This window comes from Actinomadura litoris, assembly GCF_009733595.1.
GTDB lineage: Bacteria > Actinomycetota > Actinomycetes > Streptosporangiales > Streptosporangiaceae > Spirillospora > Spirillospora litoris.
On record NZ_WOFH01000002.1, the window covers coordinates 601,601 to 626,566 of the forward strand.

Here is a 24,966-nt window from a genome sequence, read left to right on the forward strand (position 1 = left end):
TATCCCATCGCGCCTCACCAGTCAGGCGAGGCCCCCGACTCCTCGGTGGGCGCCATGGATATGGGCCCCGGCGACCCCGGGTCCGAGGTCGGTTCGGACGCCGCCGGCGCGGTGCCGCCGTGGTTCGGGTCGTCCGAGGCGCCGGGCGACGGCTCGTCCGTCGGGACGCCGGTCTCGGTCGGCTCGGTCGCGCTGGGACTCGGGCTCGGGCTCGGCTCGTCCGACGGGACGTCCGTGCCGGGCGAGGAGCTGCCGGAGTCGATCGGCGCGGGGGAGTCGGACGGCGACTCGGCCGTCTCCTCCGGCGGGAGCTCGGTGGGCGGGCCGTCCAGCGCGCCCGCCGTGGCGCGCGGCCGCTCGAAGCCCATCGTCGCGCCCGGGTCGACGAGCACGAACGTCTCGATCGTCCCCTCCCGGGAATCACGCGGACGGATCTTCGTCACTTTCCCCTTCTGGAAACCCGGCCAGGATCGGCCACGGTAGGACGCGCCGCCCGCCTTGATCTTTTTCTCCGGCTGGGTGAGCGGATTGCCGCAATTGCACTTCACCGTCGGCACTCCGTAGCCATTGATCAGAACGCCCATTCCGGCCTGCAGCACGGCGGGGCCGCTCGTCGCCGCGCCGTCGCGCCAGCCGTGGTTGGTCACGAGCGTGTCGGTGCGCAGCAGGACCGGCGTCAGGCGCGAGACATAGCGGGCGATATCGCTCACCGGGATGCCCTGCACCCCCGCCCACGCCTTCGCCTTCGCCGGATTGGCCTGCAGGAACGCGATCAGCCTGCGCTGGTCGCAGCTCGCCGCGCGGCGCGTCCCGCCGTACAGGCCGGGGGTGTCGCCGTCCCGCGTCCCGCCCGCCCGCGGCCGGGCCGTGACCTTCGTCGCGTCGGTGCCCGACATCAGCGTGTACGGCTCGGGACCTGGGGACCCCACCGTCAGCCGGGTGATGGTCGCCCCCGCGTCCCCGCACCCCGTCAGCACCCCGCCGGCCGCGCACAGCACCGCCAGGGACACCGCCGCGACCCTGATCCGGGCAATTGGCGAATAATTCTCACGCATGTGTCGTCTCCCGCTCCAGGTCCGCCGAACCTATACTCTTCGATGCCGGGCGAAGCGGTTTTGTGCCCGGTGAAATGCTTGATTTTCTCGGGGGAGCCGAACGGGGGGTACGAATGGCGAGCCCGCTTCCCCTCGACGCCTCCGATCCCACGCGCCTCGGTGGCTGCGAGTTGCTCGGCCGCCTCGGCACGGGCGGTCAGGGCGTGGTGTTCCTCGGCCGCCCGCTCGACCCCGGCGCCGGACTGCCGCCCCTGGTCGCCGTCAAGCTCCTGCACACCCGGCTGCTGGGCGACGAGGCGGCCCGCGCCCGGTTCGTCCGGGAGCTGGCCCTGCTCCAGCGCGTCGCCGGGTTCTGCACCGCGCAGATGCTCGCCGCCGACACCGCGGGCGACCGGCCCTACATCGTCAGCGAGTACGTCGAGGGCCGCTCGCTCAACGACCTCGTCCTGGAGGAGGGGCCGCGCGCCGGCGCCGACCTCGACCGGCTCGCGATCAGCTCGGTCACCGCGCTGACCGCCATCCACCGCGCCGGGATCGTGCACCGCGACTTCAAGCCGCACAACGTCCTCATGGGCCGCGACGGCCCGCGTGTGATCGACTTCGGCATCGCCCGCGCCTACGCCGCGGGCGCCACCGTGACCAGCCAGGTCGTCGGCACCCCCGCCTACATGGCGCCCGAGCAGTTCGCGGGACGCATCGGCCCCGCCACCGACCTGTTCGCCTGGGCGGCGACGCTGCTGTTCGCCGCCACCGCGCTCGACCCCTTCGCGGGCGCCAGCGTCCCCGCCGTCATGTACCGCATCCTGCACGAGACCCCCGACCTGAGCGCGCTCCCCGCCTCGATCGCCGAGGTCGCCGCCGCGTGCCTGGCCCGCGACCCGGCCGACCGCCCCACGTCCGAGCAGGTCCTGATGCGCCTCCTCGGCGAGTCCGGCGCCCCGCCCCACGCCGCCCACGACTTCTCCACCCCGCCCTACGCCCTGCGCCCCACCACCCCGCTACCGGGCCCCCGAACGCCCGCCCGGGACCCGGTCCCCGCCCCACGCCCGGCCCCCACCCCCGACACCGCACCCCGCCCCGCCCAGGGGTCCGCGAACGCGCCGGGATTCATCGCCGCCCCCGGCAACCGTTCCGCGAACGGTCCGGGCCCCGCGAACGCGCCCGGCTCCCCGCAGGGTTTCGGTGCCGCGCCCGGCTACACCCCCACGAACGATCCCGGGCTCGCGCCCGGCCCGGGCTCGGCGAACGCGTCTGGTTCCGTGCAGGGTTTCGGTGGCGCGTCCGGCTACAGTCCCGCGAACGGTCCTGGGCTCGCGCCCGGTCCGGGCTCGGCGAGCGCGCCTGGTTCGGCGCAGGGTTTCGGTGCCGCGCCTGGCTATGGCCTCGCGAGTGATCCTGGGCTCGCGCCCGGTCCGGGCTCGGCGAGCGCGCCTGGTTCGGCGCAGGGTTTCGGTGGCGCGTCCGGCTATGGCCCCGCGAATGATCCTGGGCTCGCGCCCGGTCCGGGCTCGGCGAACGCGCCCGGTTCCGCGCGGGGTTTCGGCGGCGCGCCCGGCTATGGCCCCGCGGACGATTCCGGGCTCGCGCCTGGCCCAAGCTCGGCGAGCGCGCCTGGTTCCGCGCAGGGTTTCGGTGGTGCGTCCGGCTACAGTCCCGCGAACGGTCCTGGGCTCGCGCCTGGCGCCGGCCCGGCGAGCGCGTCCGGTTCCGCGCAGGGGTTCGGCGCTGCGCCCGGCGGGAGCGCGCCGGGTTCGGCGCGGGGGGTTGGTGCCGCGTCCGGTCATGGGTCCGCGCACGGTCCGGGCTCCGGGGGTGCGTCCGATGTCGCGTGGGGTGCCGGCTCCGTGTCCGGCCACGGGGCCGGGTCCGCGTACGCCTTCGGTCGGGGGACTGGGAATCCTCCAGGGGTTTCGGCGCAGGGGATCGGGTCCGGGTCCGCCGACGGGGCGTTCGCCCCGGCGCCCTCGGGGGCGCGGGAGCTGCGGAGGGGCGCCGCCACGGTGGCGGGGTTGGTGCTCGCCGGGCTTCTCGCCGCGCTCGACGTCGCGTCCCTCGCGATCCTGATCGCTCGGCCGTCCCTGACGGAGGGGCATCGGGGCGGCCTGTTGCCCGTGGTCGCGACGTCGTTCACGGTGCTCGCCGCCGTCACGCTGGTCGCGGTGATCCTCGCGTGGCGCGGCAGCCGCGCCGGGGCGTGGACGGCGATGGCCGCCCGCGTCACCCGTGTCGCGCTGTGGGGGGTGTGGGGCGCGCTCGTGTCCGTGGACGCCGCCGCGCTGGCCGGGCACGCCGCCGTCACCGCCCTGGTGGTGGTCCTCCTCGCGGCGGGGCTGCGCTCGTCACCCCGGTGACGCCCGCGACGCCCATTCGGTGAGGTCGCGGCGTTCGATCGCGGCGGCCATCAGGTCGGGGAAGGCGTCCGGGGTGCAGGCGAACGCGGGGACGCCCAGCGCGGCCAGCGCCGCCGCGGTGTCGTGGTCGTAGGACGGGGCGCCCTCGTCCGACAGCGCCAGCAGCACCACCACCCGCACGCCCGACGCCGTCAGCGCCGCCGCGCGCTGGAGCATCTCGTCGCGGTCGCCGCCCTCGTACAGGTCGCTGACCAGCACGAGGATCGTGTCCGCCGGACGGGTGATGAGCCCCTGGCAGTACGCGACCGCCCGGTTGATGTCGGTGCCGCCGCCGAGCCGCGCCCCGAACAGCACCTCGACCGGGTCGTGGAGCTGGTCGGTGAGGTCGGCGACGGCGGTGTCGAAGACCACCAGCGACGTCCGCAGCGCCCGCAGCGAGGCCAGCGCCGCGCCGAACACGCTCGCGTACACCACCGACGCCGCCATCGAGCCGCTCTGGTCGACCGCGAGCACCACGTCCCGCTCGACGCCGTCGCGCCGCCGCCCGTAGCCGACCATGCGCTCGGGGACGATCGTCCCGTGCTCGGGCAGGTAGTGGCGCAGGTTCGCGCGGATCGTCCGGTCCCAGTCGACGTCGGCGAGCCGCCGCGGACGGGACACGCGGGCCGCCCGGTCCAGCGCGCCGCCCGCCGCCGACCGCGTCCGGGCCGCGAGCCGCCGCTCCAGGTCGCCGGTGACCTTCCGCACCACGGCCCGCGCCGCCTCCCGCGCCCGGTCGGGCAGCACCCGGTTGAGCGACAGCAGCGTCCCCACCAGGTGGACGTCGGGCTCGACGGCCTCCAGCATCTCCGGCTCGGTCAGCAGCCGGGTCAGGTCGAGCCGCTCGATCGCGTCCTTCTGCATGACCTGGACGACCGTGGACGGGAAGTACTCGCGGATGTCGCCGAGCCAGCGGGCGACCGAGGGCGCCGAGTCGCCGAGGCCCGCGCCGCGCCGCCCCGGGCGGGGCCGCCCCTCCTCGCGGTCGCCCGCCCCGTACAGGCGCTCCAGCGCGCCGTCCATCCGGGCGTCGTCGCCGGTCAGCGACGCGCCGGTGCCGTCGGCGCGCTCGCCGCCGAGCACCAGCCGCCACCGCCGCAGCCGTTCGTCGCTCATCGGGCGCCCTCCCAGCCGAGAATGGTCAGCGCCGTCGCGGCGGCGGGCGCCGCGCGGGCCTCGTCGAGGTCGTCGCCCGGCGGACGCGGCGCGCCCGCCCCCGCGTGCAGGCGGCGGGCCCGCTCACCGATCGCGCGCCGCTCGGCGGCCCCGTAGGCGCCGAAGGTCCGGCGCAGCAGCGGCAGGACGTCGGTGAAGGAGTCGCCGGGCAGCCCGGAGATCCAGCCGTCCACGAGCCGCAGCAGGGCGTCGTCGTGCAGGAGCAGCAGCCCGCCGCCCGACAGGAAGCCCTCGACCCACGCCGCCGCGCGCGCGGGCGCCGCGCCGACCGACACCGCGCGGGCCATCCGGTCGGGGACGTCCGGCAGGCGGCCCGCGTCGTGCAGCAGGCGGGTGAGGCGGCCCTCGACGAGGCCGTGCAGCGCGTCGGGGCGGGCGACCATCGACTCCAGCGTCCGGCGCCACCGCTCCAGATGGCCCTCGTGCGCGAGCAGCGACAGCGCGCCGTGGACGGCGTCGACCCGGCCGAGCGTGTCGCGGGCGGCGTCGTCGTCCAGCCCCGCGACGGCGGCCGGGAGCCCGACGCAGATCCGCACGACCAGGCCGTCCACGACCGTGTGGAGCGGGCCGGTGGAGGTGCCGCGCACGTCCCCGTAGCGCAGCGCCCTGACCAGCGCGGGCAGTGCCGCCATCAGGTGCGCGACGTCGGTGTCCACGGCGGCGCGGTCGGCCAGCGCGCGCATCACGGTGGGCAGCGCGTCGCCGAGGTCGGCCAGCAGGCACCGCTCGGCGACGGAGGTCAGGTCGGCGAGCGCCCCGGCGCCGCCGGCGAGGGCCTCGGCGCGGGCGGTCGCGGCGCCGCGCACCGTCGTGCCCCACGCGCTCGCCTCGATCAGCTCGACGTCGAACTCGGGCCGCCACGCCAGCGTCCACGTCTCCCGGAACGTCCCCTTCGACCGGCTCTCGGACGGGACGCCCCACTCCACCCCCACCAGCCGCAGCCGGTGCAGCAGGTGGCTGCGGTCCAGGTCGGTCGGCTTGCGCAGGTCGAGGTCCTGCTCCTTGTCGAGCGCGGACGGCCGCAGCCGCAGCCGCCGCTGCTCGGCCCGCAGGTCGCGCTGGAGCGGCACCATCGGGGTGCGCTCGGGCACGGCGCCGAGCCGCTCGCCGACCACCAGCCGCTCCCGCACCAGCTCGACCGGCAGGTCGGCGCCCTCGCACAGGACCGCCCGCGTCGCCTCGGTGACCTCCTCCAGCCCGGCCAGCGGACGGCCGCGCAGCGCCGCCAGCGCCTCCGCCAGCCGCACCGCCTCGATCACGTGCGCGGACGAGACGTGCAGGTCCTCCGCGCGCAGCACCCGCGCGGCGGCGGTCAGCCACCGCTCGACCGGGCGGTCGGGCGCCGTGAACAGGTGGTGGTACCAGCCGGGGGACCGCACGCCCGCCCCGTACCCGGACCATCCGGCGAGCCGCCCGTGCGTCCACGGCACCCACGTCATCGCGACCTTCGTCTTCGGCAGGCCGCGCAGCGTCCGGTCGTCGCGGGCGGCGGGCACGCCCGCCAGCAGCGCCGGGACGTGCCACGCGCCGCACACCACCGCGACCCGCTCGTGCCCCTCCTTCAGGACGCGCCGGACCGTCCGGCGCATGTACGCCTCGCGCCGCTCCTCCCGCCGCAGATATCCGGCGGGCAGGCCGCTCTCCTCGGGCCGCGCGTCCACCCGCGCGCGCAGCTCCGCCATGGCCTCCGCGATCGCGGGGAACGGGGACGGGCCGCCGTGCCGGTGCTCGACGACATCGTCCCACCAGCGCTCGGTGTCGTCATACCCTGCGGCCCTCGCCAGCCAGCCGAGCGGATCGAGCCGGATCCCCTCGTCCGCCCCGTCCGGCCCGTCTCCTGAGCCCTCCGCGACTGGCTCCTCATCGGTGAGCGGGACGAGCTGGTTCGCGGCCGGGAGGTCGCAGAACCTGACCTGCGCGCCCGTCGCGAGCGCGTGCCGGACCGCCTGCCACTCCGGGCTGAACTCGGCGAACGGCCAGAACGCGGCCCGCCGGTCCTCGCCCGTCCCGGCGGGGGAGTAGGCCAGCAGCGCGACCGGCGGCACCATCCCCGGGTCGGCGGCCAGCTCCACGATCGGGTCGGCCTCCGGCGGGCCCTCGATCAGCACCGCGTCGGGCTTGAAGTCCTCCAGGGCGGCGCGCAGCGCGCGCGCCGACCCCGGCCCGTGGTGCCGGACGCCGTAGACCTCGACCCGGGACGCCGTCAAGAGACCTCCCGGCAGGCGCGGTAGAAGTCCTGCCACTCCGGACGCTCGCGCACGACCGTCTCCAGGTACTCCTGCCACACGACCCGGTCGGTGGCGGGGTCCTGCACCACGGCGCCGACGATGCCGCCCGCCACGTCCGCCGCGCGCAGCACGCCGTCGCCGAAGTGCGCGGCCAGCGCCAGCCCACTGGTGATCACCGAGATGGCCTCGGCGGTGCCGAGCGTCGCGCCCGGCGACTTCAGCTTCGTCCGCCCGTCGCCGGTCAGGCCCGAGCGCAGCTCGCGGAACACCGTCACCACCCGGCGGATCTCCTCCAGGCCCGCCGGGGCCTCGGGCAGCTCCAGCGCCGCGCCGATCTGCCCGACGCGGCGGGCGACGATGTCGACCTCGTCGTCCACGGAGTCCGGCAGCGGCAGCACGACCGTGTTGAACCGCCGCCGCAGCGCGCTCGACAGCTCGTTCACGCCCCGGTCGCGGTCGTTCGCCGTCGCGATCACGGTGAAGCCGCGCCGGGCCCGCACCTCGGTGCCGAGCTCGGGCACCGGCAGCGTCTTCTCCGACAGGACGGTGATCAGCGTGTCCTGCACGTCGGAGGGCATCCGGGTCAGCTCCTCGATCCGCGCGACCGACCCGAGCCGCATCGCCCGCATCAGCGGGCTCTCCACCAGCGCCCGCTCCGAGGGCCCCTCCGCGAGCAGCCGCGCGTAGTTCCACCCGTACCGGACGGACTCCTCCGACGTGCCCGCCGTCCCCTGCACCAGCAGCGTGGAGTCGCCGCTGACGGCGGCGGCCAGATGCTCGGCCACCCACGTCTTCGCCGTCCCCGGGACGCCGAGCAGCAGCAGCGCCCGGTCGGTGGCGAGCGTCGCGACCGCGACCTCGATCAGCCGCCGCGACCCCACGTACTTCGGGCCGATGACCGTCCCGTCCGGCAGCTCGCCGCCGAGCAGGTACGTGCTGACCGCCCACGGCGACAACCGCCACCCCGGCGGCCGGGGCCGCTCGTCCAGCTCGGCCAACCGCGCCAGCTCACCCGCGTACTCCTCCTCCGCGTGCGGCCGCAACACCCCCGTCTCCGCGGCGGGACGATCCCCAAGCCCGTGATCTGCCTCCCTGGGGGGACGGCCCCCCAGGCCCTCCGGCAACTGCCCTGCTTCTCTGGGGGGACGATCCCCCAGGCCCTCCGGCAACTGCCCTGTCTCTCTGGGGGGACGACCCCCCAGGCCCCCCGGCAACGGCTCGTCGCTCACTCGGCCAGCTCCTTCACCATCTCGTCGCGGAAACGCAGGGTCGTGATCAGCTCGGTCACCGCGCGCGGCACGGCCGGGCCCATCTCCTCCAGCCGGGACGCGGCGGACGGGTCGAGCCGCTGGTCGGCCAGGCGGCACAGCTGCCCGAGGGCGTGCTCGTCGCGCTGGGTCGGGCGCCGCGCGGCGGCGGTGAGCGTCGCGACGACCGCCGCCGCGAGGTCGCCGGTCCAGGGGCCGGGCACCCGCTCCAGGACGCGCAGCAGGTCGGGCTGCCCGTCGACCCAGCGGATCAGGTCGGCCGCCGCTGGGTCGCGCTCGTCGGAGGGCAGGACGGCCAGCAGCCCGGCGAGGGCCTCCGGCTCGTCCACCACGACGCCGCCGCGCAGCAGCGCGCGTGCCCAGTCCGCGTCGCGCTGCCGCAGCGCCGCCCGCGCCCACCCGATGTGCACATCCCGTGCGGCGCGCCCGTCGGGGTCGGCGACGCGCAGGCACACGATCTCCATCGGCGGGAGCCCGAACAGCTCCGTCCAGGTGCCGAGCGGCGTCCGCGCGAGGATCTCCCGCAGCCACGCCGCCCGCGCGCCGACCGGACCGTTCCCGTTGCCCGGCATGAACGACCCGCTCGGATGGAACGGGACGCCGTCGCGCGCGAGGTCCTCGTCGTGCTCGTGCGGGGGCTCGACCGCGATGGCCGCCGGGTCGCGCCCCTGCTCCCGGGTGGGGCGCGCGGTCACGCACGCGCGGGCCCGCGCCGCCATCCGCCGCCCGTAGGCCGAGCCGGGCAGCCGGGCCAGCAGGTCGGACGCGAGCTGCCGGACGTCCTTGCCGCGGTCTTCGAGCGCCGCCTCCAGGAACTCCTCGTCGGCGAGGGTCAGGCCGTGCTCGAAGGTCGCCAGGAACGCGGCGCGGTCGGGCGCGGGCTCGCGCGCCCACGTCTCGGCGAGCGCGTCCCGCGCCCGGCCCGGGTCGGTGCGGCGCAGCCGGGTCAGGAACGCGACCCGCTGGTTGCGGGTGCCGGTCTCCCACACGTCGGCGCCGCCGCCGGGGTCGTCGCCCGCCCCGACGAGGTAGGCCCAGTCGGTGTTGCGCAGAGCCAGCCACACCCCGCGCCGCCCCGCGGCACGGGCGATCGACGGGCGCAGCACGCGGTCGCTGCGGCCCCGCTCCAGCAGCTCGGGCAGCAGCCGGGCCGGGACGCGGCGCCCGTGCGCGGCCGCCGCGTCCAGCCATTCGGGCAGCACCCGGATCTGCTCCCCGGCGAGGATCCGGGCCAGCCGGGCCGCCGCCCCCGGCGGGACGACCGGCGCGTCCTCGCCCGGCGCCGGGGCGATCACCTCGACCCCGGACGCGGCGGGGCGGCCCGCGCGGCGGCGCAGGGTGAGCACCGCCGCCTGGTCGAGCAGCCGGGCGGCCCGGTCGCCGGCCTCGCCCGGCGGCGCCTCGGGCAGGACGGGCGGGTCGCGGCGCTCGGTGCCGAGCAGCGCGGCGGTGACATGGTCGGACCAGGCGCTCACAGGACCACCGGCCCCTCGTCGGCCTGCCAGGCGGTCAGCGGGCGCAGGCCGCCCGCGCCCCACTCGCCGGACAGCGTGACCGGGCCGCCGCCCGCCACCGCCAGCAGCCGCCACGGGTCGGTGAGCCGCAGCGGGAGCGCGTCGCCCGAACCGTCGACCGCGTACAGGTCGCCGCCCTCGTCGCGGCCGAGCCGCACCGCCGCCAGCGTCGCGGGCCAGCCGTCGAGCCACGGGTCGCGCGCCAGCGCGGCGGCGTGCTCGGCGAGGAACCCGCCGATGCCGGTGCCCTCGGGGGTGCCCTCCTCGGCGGGCCCGTACCGGTCGGCTACCAGGGCGCGCAGCGGCTGGGCGCCGGGGTAGAACGCCAGCTCCGCGTCGACCTCGGTGCCCACGGCGAGGGACGCGTCGAGCCGCCCGCCGGACGCGGCGCCCGGCGCGGCGAACGACAGGACGAGCGCGGGGCGCGCCGTCCGGCGGCCGCGCAGCCACACGCGGCGCGTGGTGAGCTGGTCCTGCGCGGAGTCGCGCGAGCCGGTCACCGTCCAGCGGTCGCGGACGCGCTCGCCCGCCGACAGGACCTCCTCCTGCGCGACCGTGAAGCCGATCCGCGCGCGGACGGTGTCGCGCAGCTCCGGCGGGAGCTCCCCCCGCCGCTGGTAGGCCCGCACCAGCAACCGCAGCATCGCGTACTCCTCCAGGAGCCGCCCGGGCCAGCCGGGGCGGCGCGGAACGGACGCGAGCCCCCGGACCGGGCCGGACAGCCCGGCGGCCTGCGCGTCGACCAGGCGCCGGGCCGCGTCGTCCCACAGCCGGTAGGACGCCTTCTCCGCCTGGGCCAGACCGTGCGCGACCTGGTCGCGGAGCCACCGGTCGAGGTCGGCGAGGCCGTCCTCGACGCGCCGCTCGCGCCGTTCGGCGGTCTTCGGATCGCGGGCCCTGGCGGCCGGAGCGGCCGGAGCGGCCGGAGCGGCGCGGCCCCGGTCGCGCCGCCGCTCCATCCACTCGGCGGCCCACCCCGGACGCGGGCCGGGCCCGACCGCGCCCTCGCTCCACAGCAGCAGCAGCGCGAGCGCGTGCTTGCACGGGAACTTGCGGCTCGGGCAGGTGCAGTGGAACGCGGGTTCGGCCAGGTCGGCGCACGTCCGGTAGGGGGTCGCGCCGCTGCCCCGGCACTCGCCCCAGACGGCGCCGTCGTCGCAGCCGGTGCCCGACCAGGACGCGGCCGCCGCGACACCGCCCGCGGCCTTCGCCGCCGCGGCGTCGGGCGCCAGCCCGAGCACCCGTCCCCGTTCCCATCGATCGCTCACGGTGTCGAAACTATCCCGCGGGTCCGACATTCGACCGCCGGTCAAGCCCGATGTCAGCGCGCCGGGCCGGGGCCCGGCGCTAGAAGCCGGGCGGGCGCGGCACCTCGGGCGCCGACACCGTGTCGGGGAACAGCAGCGCCGCGCCCGCGAGCAGCGCCACGAGCGCGACCGCGCCGAACAGGCTCACCCAGGCCAGGCCCGGCACGCCGGTGAGGTGCGCGAGCTGGTCGGCGTCCGAGCTCGGCGCCATGTGCCGGGCGCGCATCCGCTGCAGCTCGACCACCGGGCGCGTCGCCGCGAGCAGCAGGAACCAGGCGGCCAGGTAGGCGAACCCGGCCTGCACCTTGGCGCCGCCCAGCCAGGACACCCCGAAGATCACCGCGCCGGTGACGATCACCGACAGCGCCCCGTAGGCGTTGCGGATCATCACGAGCATGCCCGCGAGCAGCGCCAGCGAGAACCACAGCATCAGCGTGATCCGGCCGCCCGCCAGCAGCGCGGCGAACAGCAGCCCGAGCAGCGGGGGGGTGAGGTATCCGGCCATCGCGGTGAACACCATGCCGGGGCCGTGCGGCTTGCCTCGCGAGACCGTGACGCCCGAGGTGTCGGAGTGCAGCTTGATCCCGTCCAGCTTGCGGCCGGTGACGAGGGCGACCAGCGCGTGCCCGCCCTCGTGCGCGATCGTCACCGTGTTGCGCGCGACGCGCCAGGTCGGGCCGTGCGCGACCGCGCCGAGCGCCACGAGCCCGACGAGGGCGACCAGCCACCACGGCGGGTCCGGCTGCGTCCCCGTGACGCGGTCCCACAGGTCGCCGATGCTTGCGTTCTCCACGTCCACCCCGGTGTCGTCGTTCGCGATGCCCAACATTAGGACGTCGGGGATAACGTTCGCGTTCGGTTCGGACGCCTCGCAAGCCGCGAATCAGTTGATCGGCGGCACCGGCCGCCCTCGGATGTGATCCACGCCACGGCTTCGTCGCCGACCAGGCGCGGCACCGCACCGACCGGCCCGGACGCCCCGGCACCGCGAGCGCCGCCCCTCATGATCGCTAATCTGGGGCGCATGGGGAACGCCATGAGATCGCCAGGGCGCGGATGAGCGCCGGTTCCGTCCGTCCCGTGCGGGTGCCCGATCGGCACGACCTGGACGCCGCCTGGCGCGCGGTGTCGGCCGTGCTGCCGCCGACGCCGGTCGTCGAGACCGCGCTGGCGCCGGGCGCGCTGCTGAAGCTGGAGACGTTCCAGCCGACGGGGTCGTTCAAGGTGCGCGGCGGGCTGGCCGCGCTCGCCGCGCTCGCGGACGGCGAGCCCGCCGTCACCGCCAGCGCGGGCAACCACGCGCTCGGCGTCGGCTACGCGGCGGCCCGCGCGTCCGGCGCGCGGGTGACCGTCGTGGTGTCCACCCGCGCGTCCCCGGCGAAGGTCGAGCGGATCCGCGCGTTCCCGGTGCGGCTCGTCGAGCACGGGACGACCTACGAGGACGCCGAGGCGCACGCGATGGGCCTGCCCGGCCGCTACGTCTCCCCCTACAACGACCCCGCCGTCATCGCGGGCCAGGCCACGATCGGCCGCGAGCTGGACGCCCAGACCGGCGGGCCGCTCACGGTCGTCGCGCCGGTCGGCGGCGGGGGCCTCGCCGCGGGCCTGGCGCTGTGGGCGCGCGGACGCGGCGACGTGAAGGTCGTCGGGGTGGAGTCGGCGGAGTCGCGCGCGGTGTCGGCGGCGGTCGCCGCGGGCCGGACCACCCGCGTCGAGGTCGGCGACACCATGGCCGACGGGCTCAGCGGGAACCTGGAGCCCGGCAGCGTCACGCCCGGCGTGCTCGCGGGCACCGCCCAGCTGACCACCGTCACCGACGCGGAGATCCGCGCCGCGCTGCGCTGGCTGTTCCGCGAGCACGGGCTGGCCGCCGAGGGCGCGGGCGCGGCGGCGGTCGCGGCCGTCCTGGCCGGGAGGGTCGAGGCGGAGGGGCGGCTCGTCGTCGTCCTGTCGGGGCGCAACATCACCGTCCCCGCCTACACACGGGCGCTGTCGGAGGACTGAGCCCCGCTCAGGCCGCCCGCGACCGCCGTCCGCGCCCGCGCCGAAGTGCGACCCGCGAACAATAGTGGGAGATATCCACCGACCTGATTAATCGTTGATTCAAATTCCGCTTCCACGCCCCGTGATGCTGCCTAACCTCGGGTTTCGCGACCGTTCCGCGGTCGGGGACGGTCAGGGAAACGCCCGGAGGGAGTGGCCGCGGTGGCGGAAAAGATCATGGCGAACCCGGCGACGGAATCGCCTTACAGCGAGCTTGTCCGGATGGCGTATTTCGTTCTTCCGGGACGGGGAAGGCGCGTCAACCGGCTCGCGGTCGCGCGCCGCATCGTGGACGGCACCGCCCGCCGCGACCGCTCGCCCGCCGCGCTGGCGCGGCGCCGCACCCGCGTGCTGCGGCGGGCGATGCGCCCGCCGCGGCGGCTGCACATCGGGCTCGGGCCGTGGCTGCGCGCGCTGCCCGCCCGGCTGCCCGACCCGGCGCTGACCGGGGCGCTGTCGCGGCTGGAGCCGCCCGTCCGGGTGGCCTACGTGCTGCGCCACATGGAGCGCATGCCGCGCTACAAGGTCCGCGACCAGCTCATCGAGCTGCGCGTCCGCGACCCGCTGGCGGTGATCGACGCCGCCGACGCGGCGGAGGTCCCGCCCGCCCGCTACCCGGAGCGGTTCGAGGCGGCGCCGCTGCCGCCGGTCCGCAACCGGTCGCTGCTGCCGCTGGCCGGGGCGGCGCTGCTCACCGCCGCGCTCCTCGGCGCGCTCGTGCTGACCGAGGGGAACGGCCCCTTCGGCGGCGACCCGCGCCCGGAGGCCGCGCGCGGGCCGCGGCTGGTCCGCGCGGAGCCGGACGCCTGGAGGCACGGCCCCCGCACCCTGGACGCCTGGCCCGCGCGCGGCGACCTCGCGGGCGACGCCGCCTTCACGCAACGCGCCGTGAATGCCTGGGCGGGCGGGCGGGGCGCCCCCGGACGGGCCGTGCGGCTCCTCTACGCGGGCCACGTCGGCGGCGCCCCGCTCGCGCTGCTGCGCGACGGCGACCTGCTCGCCCGGTACGGGCCGTCCGGGCTGGAGGTGGTGACGGCGGGGTCCGGCGCGTCCGCCCCGGTGAGCCTCGGCGGCGGCCGCTACCTGCTCGCGCCCTGGGACACCCGTCCCGAGACCCTCGCCGGGGCGGAGCTGGCCGTCCGGGACGGCGTGACCGACCCCGTCCCGGCCCGCGCCCGGTGCGGCCGGGGCCCCGTGTTCCACCTCGATGGCACGCGGACGGTCGGCGACCTCGGCGGGCCGCGCGCGGCCGTCCTGACCTACCGGCCGCCGTCGGCCGCGCGGCCGGAGGCGGCGCGGCTCGGCCGGGACGGCCTGCGGTTCTGGGACCGGCTCGGCTGCGCGACGCGGCACCCGGCGCGCCCGGTCGCGGAGGCGGCGGCGTGGCAGTTCTGGTCGGGGACGCTGCCGCACGGCGGCGGGCGCGCCGGATGGGCGTGCACCCGCCTGCGGTTCGCCGACGGCGCCGCCGCCACCGAGGCGACGCTGCTCGGCGCGCGCGAGCAGCGCGGCACCGGCGCCTGCGACGAGCGGCGGCCGGTCAGCGGCACCTGGTGGCACGCCCCGTCCGGCCGCTGGTACTACCTCGCCGCCGCCGGGCCCGGCCTGCGGCCCCGGGCCCGCGGGGTCCGCTCGCCCGAGACCGACGGCCGCCTGCTGGTCGCGCGGGGACGCGCGGGCGCGCCGGTCACGCTCACGGCCCGCTGACCGCGCCGCCCGCCGCCATCGGGCACACTGGGTCGCCGGACGCCGGGCGAGGCGCGAAAGGGGCCGAGGATGGGCAGGGGACCTCTGTCGGGGGTACGGGTGGTCGAGCTGGCCGGGATCGGCCCGGCGCCGTTCGCGGCGATGCTGCTGGCCGACCTCGGCGCCGACGTCGTCCGGATCGACCGGGTCTCCGCCGTCGGGGACGCCGCGACCGGCGGCACCGACTTCACCAACCGGGGCAAGCGGTCGGTCGCCGTCGACCTGAAGTCCGAGCGGGGCAGGGACGTCGTGCTGCGGCTCGCGGAGCGGTCCGACGTCCTGCTGGAGGGGTTCCGCCCCGGCGTCACCGAGCGCCTCGGCATCGGTCCCGAGGACTGCCTCGACCGCAACCCGGCGCTGGTGTACGGGCGGATGACCGGCTGGGGCCAGGAGGGCCCGCTGGCGCGCAGCGCCGGGCACGACATCGGCTACATCGCGATCACCGGCGCGCTGCACGCGATCGGCCGCGCGGGCGGCCCGCCGCAGGTGCCGCTGAACCTGCTCGGCGACTTCGCGGGCGGCAGCATGTACCTGGTCACCGGCGTGCTGGCCGCGCTCCTGGAGGCCAGGACGAGCGGCCGCGGCCAGGTCGTCGACGCCGCCATCGTGGACGGCACCGCGCACCTGTCGACGTTCACCCACTCCTTCCTCGCGGCGGGCCTGTGGGAGGACCGGCGCGGCGTCAACCTGCTCGACACCGGCGCGCCCTGGTACGACGTCTACGAGACCGCCGACGGCCGGCATATGGCGGTCGGCGCCCTCGAACCGAGGTTCTACGCCGAGTTCGTGCGCGGCCTCGGCCTGGACCCGGAGGACCTGCCGTCCCGGGACGACCGCGCGGGCTGGCCCGACCTCCGCGACCGCTTCGCCGCCGCGTTCCGGACCCGCACCCGCGACGAGTGGGCGGCGATCTTCCTGCCCGGCGACGGGTGCGTGGCGCCGGTCCTGTCGATGGAGGAGGCGAAGGCGCACCCCTACAACGCCTCCCGGGAGGTGTTCCCCGAGATCGCCGGGCACCGGCAGCCCGCCCCCGCGCCGCGCTTCTCCCGCACGGTCCCCGAGACCGACGGTCTGCCCGTCCTGCCGGGCGGGCAGACCCGCGCCGTCCTGGAGGACCTCGGGTTCACCGACGTCGAGGACCTGCTGGCGGACGGCGCGGTCGCCCAGGCGTGAGGGCGCCCTCAGGCACGCCTCTCCAGGCGGCCGCCGCGGCGCGGCGTGATGGCCATGATGATCGGCCGGGTCATGACGGGGTCCCTTCCAGTTCGGGTTCGGCGCGGAGCGGGGCGGACGCCGCCGGGCGGTGGCGCGGCAGCACGGTCGCCGCGACGAGCGCCGCGACCAGCAGCAGCGCCGCGCCGGTCAGGACGCCGAGCGCGTAGCCGGAGTTGAGCGCGGCAGCGCCGGTGCCCGAGCCGGTGCGGCCCGCGGCGGCGGTGGCGAGCGCGGCCAGCCCGACGCAGCCGCCGAGTTGCCGCGCGCTGTTGAGCACACCCGCCGCCATCCCGGCCTCGCCGCGCGGGACACCGGTCGTCGCGGCGGCGGCCACGGGCGCCAGGCACAGGCCGAGCCCGACGCTGGTGAGCACCGACGGGCCGAGCACGTCGGTGAGGAACCCGCCGTCCGGGCTCATCAGCGCGAACCAGGCGAGGCCGGCGGCGGCGAGCAGCGCGCCGGGGATCAGCGAGGCGCGCGGGGAGCGGTCGGTGGTGATCCGGGTCGCCGCGACGCTGCCGACGACGACGCCCGCCGAGAACGGGACGAACGCCGCGCCGGTGGCGGCGGCGCCCATCCCGAGCACGCCCTGCATGTAGAGCGAGACGAAGTAGAACGCGGCGAACTGGCCCGCCGCCGCGAGGAACACGAACACGTTCGCGCCCGCGACCCACCGGCTCCGCAGCAGTCCGAGCCGGACGAGCGGCGCCCGCACGCGCGACTCGGCGAGCACGAACGCCGCCAGCAGCACGGCCGCGGCGCCGAGCGTCGACAGCGTCGCCGCCGAGGTCCAGCCGCGCGTGCCGGTGCGGACGACGCCGAACACCAGCAGGCCCGTCCCGGTGGTGGCGAGGACGGCGCCGAGCACGTCCAGGCGCGGACGGTCCGCGCGGTGCTCCTCGGCGGGCACGCCGACCGGCACCAGCGCGAGCGCGCCCGCGACGATCGGCAGGTTGACGAGCATCACCCAGCGCCAGCCCGCGTACTCGGTCAGCAGCCCGCCCGCGAGGACGCCGAGCGCGCCGCCCGCCGCGTTGACCGCGCTCCACACGCCGAGGGCGCGGACCCGGTCGCGCCCCTCGGGGAAGGTGGTGGTGAGCAGGGCGAGCGCCGCCGGGGCGACGGCCGCCGCCGCCAGGCCCTGGCCCGCGCGCGCGGCGACGAGCTGCCAGGGCGCCTGCGCGAGGCCGCCCAGCAGCGAGAACAGGGCGAAGGCGGCGAGCCCGCCGGTGAACAGCCGGCGCCGCCCGTACAGGTCGCAGGCCCGGCCGCCGAGCAGCAGGAACCCGCCGAAGGTGAGCGCGTAGACGTGCACGACCCAGGCGAGGTCGACCGGCGCGAAGCCGAGGGACGTGCGGATCGAGGGGAGGGCGACGTTGACGACCGCCATGTCCAGGGCGACGACGAACTGGGCGACGGCCGCCGCCGCCAGCACCACCCCGGGCCGCCCGCGCGAATTTCTATACATGTAAGAAAAATAGCTGACACGTGTCCGCGATGTCGAACGGGCAGGATCCGGTGCGGGATGATGGGGGGCATGGCGACACCGACCGGGCAGCGCAGGGGGCGACCGCCGCGCATCTCGCGCGCGGAGATCCTCGCCGTCGCCCGGCGGATCGTGGACGAGGAGGGCGTCGACCGGCTGACGATGCGCCGGCTCGCCAAGGACGTCGGCAGCACGCCGATGGCGCTCTACCACCACGTGCGCGACAAGGACGAGCTGCTCGTCCTGCTGCTCGACGAGTACGCGGCGCGGGCGCTGCGCCGCCCCGAGCTCCCGGCCGACCCCCGCGAGCGCGTCGTCGCGGCGGCGGCGGCGATCCGCGAGGCGCTCGCCGGCCAGGAGTGGGTCGCGCAGGTGCTCACCGCCGACGACCTGATGGCGCGGTCGGCGCTGTGGTTCACCGAGCAGATCGTGGACGGCCTGGTCGAGTGCGGGCTCACGCCCGAGCGGGCCGTCCACGGCTACCGCGCGATCTGGTACTACACGGCGGGGGAGCTGCTGGTGCGGGCCGCCTCGGCCCGGCGGCGGGCCGGCGACGACCGCGCCACCTACCGGGAGCGGGTCTTCGCCGACCTCGACCCCGAGGAGCTGCCCCGGCTGGCGGCCGTCGGCGACCGGTGGGCGCGGCTCACCGCCGAGGACACCTACCTCGACGGCCTGCGCGCCCTGGTCGACGGCTTGGTCGGATAGTCGGGCGGGGCCCTCAGACGGCGTCGGCGACGGCCGCCGCCCACAGCTCCAGCGCGGCGTCGACCTGCGCCCCGTCCACGATCAGCGGCGGGATCATGCGGACGACGTTCCCGAACGCGCCGCAGGTCAGCAGCAGCAGCCCCCGGTCGGAGGCGGCGCGGTGGGCGCGCGCGGCGGTCGCCGCGTCGGGCTCGCCGTCCGGCGCGGTGAACTCGCTGGCCTGCATCAGCCCGAGGCCCCGCACGTCGCCGATCACGGGATGGTCGGCCGCGACCTTGCGCAGCCCGTCGTTCAGCCGCGCGCCCTGCCGCTCGGCGTTGGCGACCAGGCCCTCGTCGCGGACGACCTCCAGCGTGGCGAGCGCGGCGGCGCAGGCGACCGCGTTGCCGCCGTAGGTGCCGCCCTGCGAGCCCGGCCGGGCCCTCTCCATCACGGCCGTGGGCGCCGCGATCGCCGACAGCGGGAACCCGCTGGCCAGGCCCTTGGCCGTGATCAGGACGTCGGGCCGCACGGCCGCGTGCTCGTGGCCCCAGAAGCGGCCCGTCCGGCCGACGCCGGTCTGGACCTCGTCCATCACCAGCAGGATCCCGTGCCGGTCGGCACGCTCGCGCAGGCCCTCCAGGAATGCGGGCGGCGCGGGCACGTAGCCGCCCTCGCCGAGGACGGGCTCGACGACGAACGCGGCGGTGTCGGCGGGGGCGCTGGTGGTCGCGAGGACGTAGTCCAGCTCGCGGAGCGCGAAGCGGGTCGCCTCGTCCTCGTCCCACCCGTACCGGTAGGACTGCGGGAACGGGGCGACGGCGGCGCCCGGCATCAGCGGGCCGATCCCGGCGCGGAACTTGGTGCCCGCCGTCGTGAGGGCGGCGGCGCCCATCGTCCGGCCGTGGAAGGAGCCGTGGAAGACGACGATGTTCTGCCGCCCGGTCGCGTGCCGCGCCAGCCGGATCGCGGCCTCGACGGCCTCGCTGCCGCTGTTGAGGTAGAACAGCGAGTCCAGGCCGTCCGGCAGCACCTCGCCGAGCGCCTCGGTGAGCCGCAGCAGCGGCCGGTGCATGACGGTCGTGTACTGGCCGTGGATCAGCGTGCCGGCCTGCTCCCGTGCCGCCTCGACCACGCGCGGGTGGCAGTGCCCGGTGCTCGTGACGCCGATGCCCGCCGTGAAGTCCAGGTACCGGCGCCCCTCGGCGTCGTAGAGGTAGGCGCCCTCGCCGCGCTCGGCCAGGACGGGGGTGGCCTGCTTCAGCAGGGGGGACAGCGTCGCCATGGGAACTCCGTAGGATTGTCGACAATCTGCAAGCCCATGGCACCACGCGCCCCGCCCTCCTGTCCAGGGCGGGGCCGGGTGTTCCTCAGGACGGGCGGAGCCGCTCGATCGAGTCGGTCATGTGCTCCTCGATGAGCCGCAGCAACCGCTCCTCCGCGCCGTCGCCGATCGCGTCGACCAGCCGCCGGTGCTCGTCGACCAGCTCGGACGGCTCGGGGTAGGTGTCCTGGAGCGCGTTCAGGCACATCCGGGTCTCGACCAGCAGGGTGTGCGCCATCCGCTCCAGCCGCGGGCTGCCGGACGCGCTGACCAGCACCTCGTGGAAGGCCTGGTCGGCGTCGCTCATCGCGACCCGGTCGCGCTCGCGCGCCGCGTCCACCAGCGCCTCCAGCGCGTCGGTGAGCCGCGCGACGGCCTCGCCCCGGTTCCGCTCCATGATCAGCCGGCACGCCTCGCGCTCGATCGCGAGCCGCGCCAGGTAGACGTCCTCGACGTCGCCGGCGTCCAGCGTGATCACGAACAGGCCGCGGTGCGGCTCGCTGACCAGCAGCCCCTCCTGGACGAGCCGCTGCATCGCCTCGCGCAGCGGGCCGCGGCTGATGCCGAGCCGGGCCGCCAGCTCCACCTCCCCGAGCTGCGCGCCCGGCTCCAGGGAGCCGTACATGATCGCCGAGCGCAGCTCGTCCGAGACGAGCTCGACCGTCGATCTGCGGGGGACGGGTTCCAGCTCACCCAACCGGCCCATGCGCGGGCCCCTTTCGTCTGGGGGTCAGGGATGTCGCGCCGGCACGGGGCCCGCGTGGGCCCCGGTGACGGCGGGAGTCGCGAACAGCCTGCCGAGTCCCGCGCGCGGGCGCGGCCCGTCCGTGCCGGAGGCGGCGTGGGCGAGCCGCAGGCCCTCCCACACGCTCACCTGGTTGGCGGTCAGGACGGGCTTGCCGACCCGCGCCTCCAGCTCGTCGAGCCAGGACACGGTGTGCAGGGCGGTGTCGGGGACCAGCACGGCCTCGGCGCCGGCGTGGTCGTTGGCCGCCACGAACGCCAGCACCTCGTCGCGGCCCAGCGTGCCGACCTCGGCGGCGGTCACGATGCCGCGCGCCGACAGCGCCGCGACCTCGATCCCGGCCTCGCCGAGGAACGCGCCGAACCGGTCGGCGACGTCGGCGGGGTAGGTCGCGGCGACCGCGACCCGCCGCACCCGCAGGTGCCGGGCGGCGTTCACGAACGCGAACGAGGTGCTGGAGGCGGGCACGCCCGCGGCCTCCGCGACGCCTGCGACCTGCGCGGCGGCGCCGTCCCAGCCGAACACGAAGCTGCCGCTGGTGCACGCCCAGACGGCGGCCTGGACGCCCAGCCCGCGCAGCTCCCGGGCGCCCTCGGCGAGGACGTCGGGGCCGCCGATGTCCAGCAGGGCGTCGACCCGGTGGGCGTCCTCGCGCATCAGCGTGTGGACGACCGGCAGCCGCACGCCGCCGAGGGCGCGCTCGATCGCGGGGTAGTCGTCTTCGGCGCTGAAGCCCGGGTAGAGGAAACCGGCGCGCGGTGCGGTCTGCGGCATGTTGTCGACAATCCTACCTTCCTCGATCATGAAGCGGGGAGCGGGCCTCACGCGGCGGTCGGACGGGTGAGCTGGACCAGCGACTGCCCGGGACCGGCCGCCGGGCGGCCCATCGCGCGCAGCGCCGAGCACATCGTGACCTGGTTCGCGGTGAGCACCGGCTTGCCGATCATCTGCTCCAGCGGCGCGATGATGTCGTAGGTCGGGACGTTGGTGCAGGAGATGAACACGGCCTCGGCGTCGGGCGTGTCCACCGCCGAGACCGCCGAGACGATCTCGCCGTACCCGACCTTCCAGATGTGGCTGAGCAGCCCCATCCCGACCGACCCGGCGACGGAGATGCCGTACTCGCCGAGGAAGGACACGAGCCGGTCGGTCACGGTGTCGATGTAGGGGGTGACGACGGCGATCCGCGAGGCGTTCAGCAGCCGCAGCGACTCCACCAGCGCGCCCGAGGTGGTCGCCACCGCCGGGGCGCCCGCCGCGACCATCGTGTGGTGCAGCGCGACCTCGCCCGCCGCGCCGCGGATGAAGCTGCCCGACGCGCAGGCGTAGGCCACGGCGAGCGGCTCGGGCGCCAGCACGTCCCGCGTCGCCTGCCGGACGATCGAGTGGTCCGACAGCGCGGAGGCCATCTCGACCGTCACCGGCACCGGCACGTAGGGCAGCCGGGTCATGAACAGCGACACGTCGTCGGGCGTCCACCGCCACAGCTCGCGGTCGAGCGCGAAGTCGAACGGCGCGACGACGCCGATGCCGTGCTGGGCGAGCAGTTCGGGACGCTGGACCAGCATGGGGTCGAAGGCCATCGGGATCGCCGCGCTCAGGACTCGGCGCGGCGGTAGACCAGGCGCTCGCCCACCGCGCCGGACCGCCAGACGTCGTTGCACGCCTCGGCCATCCGGTCCAGGCCCTCGACGATCGTCGCGTACACGTTGCCGGGCACCCAGCCGACGTCGCCGTTCAGCAGCAGGTTGTTGCGGCCGTAGAAGATCGCGAGGTCGATGACGCCGGGCAGCCCGTGGATGCCCTTCTCCTCCTTGAACGCCCGGTCGAGCATGCCGCCGGGGAAGGAGAAGTGGACGACGTCGCCCGGGATGGGCGTCACGGTCGGGTTCTCCAGCCCGACCTCGTCCTCGGCGAACCGCTCCACCATCGTGTACACCTCGTTGCGGGCGTACTTGGCGTGGTAGGCGTCGCCGCCGAGGGGCAGGGCGTTCCACACGGCCGCGCAGGTGCGCGGCGCGTCCTTCTCCAGCAGCTCGGCCACGCACGAGACGCCGCGCCGCTCCAGTGAGATGGTCATGAGCTTCGGCATGCCGGACCTCCCCGAGGACAGGGGTGGGCGAGCGCGTCGCCACCCGAAAGGACTCTTCCGTTAGAGCGCTCTGGGATCCGTCCTGGCCCTGGGGCAGCGGTTGCGACGGTCTTACAGCACGTTCAGTGCGGTCGTCCGGCCTGCTCGCCCGTGCCGCGCTGATTGTTGACAATCCTACGAAGCGTTCCTAGCGTGTCAATGCCTTGGCGAGTTGCCTTCTCGTTATTTCCCGGACCCGGAGGGGACGCCGATGGACGCTGCCGCGCCCGGCCCCGTGCCGCCACCGCTCGTGGTGGTGCTGACCGGGGACGACGCGCCCCCGAGCCTGCGGGCGGTGGAGGCGCTGGCGCGCGTCCGCCTCGTCGGAGAGCCGGATCTGGCCGCCGCCCTACCGGGCGCCGACGTCCTGTTCGTCTGGGACTTCTGGACGGAGGCGGTGGCCGCCGCGTGGCCGCCCTCCGGCGGGCCGGGCTGGGTGCACATCGCGAGCGCGGGCGTCGACCGGCTGCTGTTCCCCGCGCTGGTCGAGTCCGGCACCGTCGTGACCAACTCCCGGGGCGTGTTCGACGAGCCGATCGCCGAGTACGTGCTCGGCCTGGTCATCGCGCTGGCGAAGGACCTGCACGGCACCGTCCGGCTCCAGGGGGAGCGGCGGTGGCGGCACCGCGAGACCGAGCGGATCACCGGGGCGCGCGCGCTGGTCGTCGGCACCGGCCCGATCGGCCGCGCGATCGGCCGCAGGCTGGCCGGCGCGGGGCTGGCCGTGTCGGGGGTCGGCCGCACCGCCCGCGCCGCCGACCCCGACCTCGGCACCGTCCACCCGATGGAGCGGCTGGGCGAGGCGCTCGCGGACGCCGACTACGTCGTGCTGGCCGCGCCGCTCACGGACGCGACCCGCGACATGGTCGACGCCGCGGCGCTGGCCCGGATGCGGCCCTCCGCGCGGCTGATCAACGTCGGCCGCGGGCAGCTCGTCGTGGAGGACGACCTGGTCGCGGCGCTGCGCGCGGGCGTGATCGCGGGCGCCGCGCTCGACGTGTTCGTGGACGAGCCGCTCGCCGCGTCCTCCCCGCTGTGGGAGATGCCGAACGTGATCGTCTCCCCGCACATGTCCGGCGACGCGACCGGCTGGCGGGAGGCGCTCGTCCAGGTCTTCGCCGAGAACCTCGCGTGCCGGGTCGAGGGCCGCCCGCTGCGCAACGTCGTGGACAAGCGCCTCGGATACGTCGGATCGAGAGGGGTTCAGTGATGGGCGACGCGGCCGACCTCACGGCGACCGAGCTGCTGGAGGGCTACCGGGCCGGGACGCTGTCCCCGGTCGAGGCGACCGAGGCCGTCCTCGCCCGGATCGACCGCGAGGACCCCTATCTCAACGCGTTCTGCCTGGTCACGGGCGACTCGGCGATGGCCGCCGCGCGCGCCTCGGCCGACCGGTGGCGGCGCGGCACGACGCTCGGCCCGCTGGACGGCGTGCCGGTCTCGGTCAAGGACGTCCTGCTCACCCGGGGCTGGCCGACGCTGCGCGGCTCGCGGTCGATCGACCCGTCCGGCCCCTGGGACGAGGACGCGCCCACCGTGGCCCGGGTCCGCGAGGCGGGCGCGGTGATCGTCGGCAAGACCACCACGCCGGAGTTCGCGTGGAAGGGCGTCACCGACTCACCGCTCACCGGCGTCACCCGCAACCCCTGGGACCCCTCCCGCACGCCCGGCGGGTCCAGCGGGGGAGCGGCGGCGGCCGTCGCGGCGGGCATGGCGCCGCTCGCGCTCGGCACCGACGGCGGCGGCTCGGTCCGCATCCCCGCCGCGTTCACCGGCACGTTCACGCTCAAGCCGACCTACGGCCGCGTCCCGCACTACCCGGCCAGCCCGTTCGGGACGCTCGCGCACGCCGGGCCGATGACCCGCAGCGTGCCGGACGCGGCGCTGCTGCTCGACGCGATCTGCGGCGCGGACGCGCGGGACTGGTCCGCGCTGCCCCCGCCCGCCGCCGCCTTCACGGGGACCCCCGGCGACCCCGCCGACCTCACCGGGCTGCGCGTCGCGTTCAGCCCCCGCCTCGGGTTCGCCGCCGTCGACCCGGACGTGGCCGCGCTCGTCGCCGCCGCGGCCCGGGTCTTCACCGAGCTGGGCGCCGCGGTCGAGGAGGCCGACCCCGGCTTCGCCGACCCGGTCGAGGAGTTCGAGGTCCTGTGGTTCGCGGGCGCGGCCAAGGTCGTCGAGCACCTGCCCGCGCACGCCCGCGCGGCGCTCGACCCCGGCCTGCGCGAGATCTGCGACCGGGGCGCGGCGTTCACGGCGAGCGAGTACCTCGACGCCACGGCCCGCCGCATGGAGCTCGGGCGGATCATGGGCCTGTTCCACGAACGCTACGACCTGCTGCTCACCCCGACGCTGCCGATCACCGCGTTCGAGGCCGGCCGGGAGGCCCCGGCGGGCGCGGCCGCACCCCGCTGGACCGGCTGGACCCCGTTCACCTACCCGTTCAACATGACCCAGCAGCCCGCCGCGAGCCTGCCGTGCGGGCTCACGCCCGAGGGGCTGCCCGCCGGGCTCCAGGTCGTCGGCGCGCGGCACGCCGACGCGCTGGTCATGCGCGCCTGCCGCGCCTTCGAGCTGGCGCGGCCCTGGCACGACCTGCGCCCCGCCGCGCTCGGAGCGCCGGTCCCGCACTAGGCACCGCACTAGGCACG

20 protein-coding genes are annotated in these 24,966 nt (G+C 76.5%); 7 read left to right on the forward strand and 13 right to left on the reverse strand.

What is annotated here, in order from left to right; all coding sequences use genetic code 11:
- Window positions 1–14: 14 nt before the first annotated feature.
- A complete protein-coding gene (locus tag GNZ18_RS07250) occupies window positions 15–1,055 on the reverse strand; it encodes a DUF6777 domain-containing protein (RefSeq protein WP_156215403.1) in 1,041 nt (346 codons plus the stop codon).
- 113 nt (window positions 1,056–1,168) lie between these two features.
- On the opposite strand from GNZ18_RS07250, the gene GNZ18_RS07255 reads away from it, so the two are divergent.
- The gene (locus tag GNZ18_RS07255) at window positions 1,169–3,406 is read left to right on the forward strand and encodes a serine/threonine protein kinase (RefSeq protein ID WP_173390672.1); all 2,238 of its coding nucleotides are present in this window, start codon (window positions 1,169–1,171) and stop codon (window positions 3,404–3,406) included.
- On the opposite strand, the gene GNZ18_RS07260 is transcribed toward GNZ18_RS07255, so the two are convergent.
- The 6 genes from GNZ18_RS07260 to GNZ18_RS07285 form a co-directional block, all read right to left on the reverse strand.
- Window positions 3,395–4,561, reverse strand: coding sequence for a VWA domain-containing protein (locus GNZ18_RS07260; RefSeq protein ID WP_156215405.1), 1,167 nt, complete (start codon window positions 4,559–4,561; stop codon window positions 3,395–3,397). The two genes, GNZ18_RS07255 and GNZ18_RS07260, sit on opposite strands and share 12 nt — an antisense overlap.
- Window positions 4,558–6,828 carry a DUF5682 family protein gene (locus GNZ18_RS07265; RefSeq protein ID WP_156215406.1) on the reverse strand — a complete coding sequence of 757 codons (2,271 nt, stop codon included), beginning with the start codon at window positions 6,826–6,828 and terminating at the stop codon, window positions 4,558–4,560. The genes GNZ18_RS07260 and GNZ18_RS07265 overlap by 4 nt, the downstream gene beginning before the upstream one ends.
- Window positions 6,825–7,895, reverse strand: a complete 1,071-nt coding sequence (locus tag GNZ18_RS07270; protein WP_214618979.1) for an ATP-binding protein — start codon at window positions 7,893–7,895, stop codon at window positions 6,825–6,827. Before GNZ18_RS07270 ends, GNZ18_RS07265 begins: the two co-directional genes overlap by 4 nt.
- Before the next feature lie 179 nt (window positions 7,896–8,074).
- A complete protein-coding gene (locus tag GNZ18_RS07275; RefSeq protein WP_156215408.1) occupies window positions 8,075–9,592 on the reverse strand; it encodes a DUF5691 domain-containing protein in 1,518 nt (505 codons plus the stop codon).
- Window positions 9,589–10,899, reverse strand: coding sequence for an SWIM zinc finger family protein (locus GNZ18_RS07280; protein ID WP_312874352.1), 1,311 nt, complete (start codon window positions 10,897–10,899; stop codon window positions 9,589–9,591). Before GNZ18_RS07280 ends, GNZ18_RS07275 begins: the two co-directional genes overlap by 4 nt.
- A gap of 79 nt (window positions 10,900–10,978) precedes the next feature.
- A complete protein-coding gene (locus tag GNZ18_RS07285; protein WP_156215410.1) occupies window positions 10,979–11,767 on the reverse strand; it encodes a M50 family metallopeptidase in 789 nt (262 codons plus the stop codon).
- 251 nt (window positions 11,768–12,018) lie between these two features.
- Here GNZ18_RS07285 and GNZ18_RS07290 point away from each other — a divergent pair, with 251 nt between their 5' ends.
- The 3 genes from GNZ18_RS07290 (at window position 12,019) to GNZ18_RS07300 (ending at window position 15,900) form a co-directional block, all read left to right on the forward strand.
- Window positions 12,019–12,942 (forward strand): pyridoxal-phosphate dependent enzyme, encoded by a 924-nt coding sequence (locus GNZ18_RS07290; RefSeq protein WP_216651185.1) that lies wholly within the window; start codon window positions 12,019–12,021, stop codon window positions 12,940–12,942.
- A gap of 261 nt (window positions 12,943–13,203) precedes the next feature.
- Window positions 13,204–14,688: a hypothetical protein gene (locus GNZ18_RS07295; protein WP_156215412.1), complete on the forward strand. Its 1,485-nt coding sequence runs from the start codon at window positions 13,204–13,206 to the stop codon at window positions 14,686–14,688.
- A 69-nt stretch (window positions 14,689–14,757) separates the two neighbouring features.
- Window positions 14,758–15,900, forward strand: a complete 1,143-nt coding sequence (locus GNZ18_RS07300; RefSeq protein WP_156215413.1) for a CaiB/BaiF CoA transferase family protein — start codon at window positions 14,758–14,760, stop codon at window positions 15,898–15,900.
- Between the two features lie 70 nt (window positions 15,901–15,970).
- Here GNZ18_RS07300 and GNZ18_RS07305 read toward each other — a convergent pair whose 3' ends face one another.
- A complete protein-coding gene (locus GNZ18_RS07305) occupies window positions 15,971–17,410 on the reverse strand; it encodes an MFS transporter (protein ID WP_156215414.1) in 1,440 nt (479 codons plus the stop codon).
- A 69-nt stretch (window positions 17,411–17,479) separates the two neighbouring features.
- Between GNZ18_RS07305 and GNZ18_RS07310 the strand changes: the two genes are divergently transcribed.
- Window positions 17,480–18,136, forward strand: a complete 657-nt coding sequence (locus GNZ18_RS07310) for a TetR/AcrR family transcriptional regulator (RefSeq protein ID WP_156215415.1) — start codon at window positions 17,480–17,482, stop codon at window positions 18,134–18,136.
- 13 nt (window positions 18,137–18,149) lie between these two features.
- On the opposite strand, the gene GNZ18_RS07315 is transcribed toward GNZ18_RS07310, so the two are convergent.
- The 5 genes from GNZ18_RS07315 to GNZ18_RS07335 all read right to left on the reverse strand — a co-directional run bounded on the left by GNZ18_RS07315 (window position 18,150) and on the right by GNZ18_RS07335 (window position 22,264).
- Window positions 18,150–19,400 (reverse strand): aspartate aminotransferase family protein, encoded by a 1,251-nt coding sequence (locus GNZ18_RS07315; RefSeq protein ID WP_156215416.1) that lies wholly within the window; start codon window positions 19,398–19,400, stop codon window positions 18,150–18,152.
- Between the two features lie 85 nt (window positions 19,401–19,485).
- Entirely contained in the window at window positions 19,486–20,145 is a 660-nt protein-coding gene (locus tag GNZ18_RS07320) for a GntR family transcriptional regulator (RefSeq protein WP_156215417.1), read from the reverse strand.
- A 24-nt stretch (window positions 20,146–20,169) separates the two neighbouring features.
- Window positions 20,170–20,958 carry a maleate cis-trans isomerase family protein gene (locus GNZ18_RS07325; protein WP_156215418.1) on the reverse strand — a complete coding sequence of 263 codons (789 nt, stop codon included), beginning with the start codon at window positions 20,956–20,958 and terminating at the stop codon, window positions 20,170–20,172.
- Window positions 20,959–21,005: 47 nt separating this feature from the next.
- The gene (locus GNZ18_RS07330) at window positions 21,006–21,767 is read right to left on the reverse strand and encodes a maleate cis-trans isomerase family protein (protein ID WP_156215419.1); all 762 of its coding nucleotides are present in this window, start codon (window positions 21,765–21,767) and stop codon (window positions 21,006–21,008) included.
- A 14-nt stretch (window positions 21,768–21,781) separates the two neighbouring features.
- A complete protein-coding gene (locus GNZ18_RS07335; RefSeq protein WP_173390688.1) occupies window positions 21,782–22,264 on the reverse strand; it encodes a DUF3830 family protein in 483 nt (160 codons plus the stop codon).
- A 262-nt stretch (window positions 22,265–22,526) separates the two neighbouring features.
- Between GNZ18_RS07335 and GNZ18_RS07340 the strand changes: the two genes are divergently transcribed.
- Both GNZ18_RS07340 and GNZ18_RS07345 read left to right on the forward strand, forming a co-directional pair.
- Window positions 22,527–23,525 carry a D-2-hydroxyacid dehydrogenase gene (locus GNZ18_RS07340; protein WP_156215421.1) on the forward strand — a complete coding sequence of 333 codons (999 nt, stop codon included), beginning with the start codon at window positions 22,527–22,529 and terminating at the stop codon, window positions 23,523–23,525.
- Window positions 23,525–24,949: an amidase gene (locus GNZ18_RS07345; RefSeq protein ID WP_156215422.1), complete on the forward strand. Its 1,425-nt coding sequence runs from the start codon at window positions 23,525–23,527 to the stop codon at window positions 24,947–24,949. The genes GNZ18_RS07340 and GNZ18_RS07345 overlap by 1 nt, the downstream gene beginning before the upstream one ends.
- Window positions 24,950–24,966 lie beyond the last annotated feature (17 nt).

Bases quoted from the DNA above. Each gene is read 5' to 3' on its own strand.
- GNZ18_RS07320 (WP_156215417.1), bottom strand. From the start codon at position 20,145: ATGGGCCGGTTGGGTGAGCTGGAACCCGTCCCCCGCAGATCGACGGTC.
- GNZ18_RS07260 (WP_156215405.1), bottom strand. From the start codon at position 4,561: ATGAGCGACGAACGGCTGCGGCGGTGGCGGCTGGTGCTCGGCGGCGAG.
- GNZ18_RS07325 (WP_156215418.1), bottom strand. From the start codon at position 20,958: ATGCCGCAGACCGCACCGCGCGCCGGTTTCCTCTACCCGGGCTTCAGC.
- GNZ18_RS07305 (WP_156215414.1), bottom strand. From the start codon at position 17,410: ATGTATAGAAATTCGCGCGGGCGGCCCGGGGTGGTGCTGGCGGCGGCG.
- GNZ18_RS07285 (WP_156215410.1), bottom strand. From the start codon at position 11,767: ATGTTGGGCATCGCGAACGACGACACCGGGGTGGACGTGGAGAACGCA.
- GNZ18_RS07295 (WP_156215412.1), top strand. From the start codon at position 13,204: ATGGCGTATTTCGTTCTTCCGGGACGGGGAAGGCGCGTCAACCGGCTC.
- GNZ18_RS07345 (WP_156215422.1), top strand. From the start codon at position 23,525: ATGGGCGACGCGGCCGACCTCACGGCGACCGAGCTGCTGGAGGGCTAC.
- GNZ18_RS07315 (WP_156215416.1), bottom strand. From the start codon at position 19,400: ATGGCGACGCTGTCCCCCCTGCTGAAGCAGGCCACCCCCGTCCTGGCC.
- GNZ18_RS07310 (WP_156215415.1), top strand. From the start codon at position 17,480: ATGGCGACACCGACCGGGCAGCGCAGGGGGCGACCGCCGCGCATCTCG.
- GNZ18_RS07300 (WP_156215413.1), top strand. From the start codon at position 14,758: ATGGGCAGGGGACCTCTGTCGGGGGTACGGGTGGTCGAGCTGGCCGGG.
- GNZ18_RS07335 (WP_173390688.1), bottom strand. From the start codon at position 22,264: ATGACCATCTCACTGGAGCGGCGCGGCGTCTCGTGCGTGGCCGAGCTG.
- GNZ18_RS07340 (WP_156215421.1), top strand. From the start codon at position 22,527: ATGGACGCTGCCGCGCCCGGCCCCGTGCCGCCACCGCTCGTGGTGGTG.
- GNZ18_RS07255 (WP_173390672.1), top strand. From the start codon at position 1,169: ATGGCGAGCCCGCTTCCCCTCGACGCCTCCGATCCCACGCGCCTCGGT.
- GNZ18_RS07330 (WP_156215419.1), bottom strand. From the start codon at position 21,767: ATGGCCTTCGACCCCATGCTGGTCCAGCGTCCCGAACTGCTCGCCCAG.
- GNZ18_RS07250 (WP_156215403.1), bottom strand. From the start codon at position 1,055: ATGCGTGAGAATTATTCGCCAATTGCCCGGATCAGGGTCGCGGCGGTG.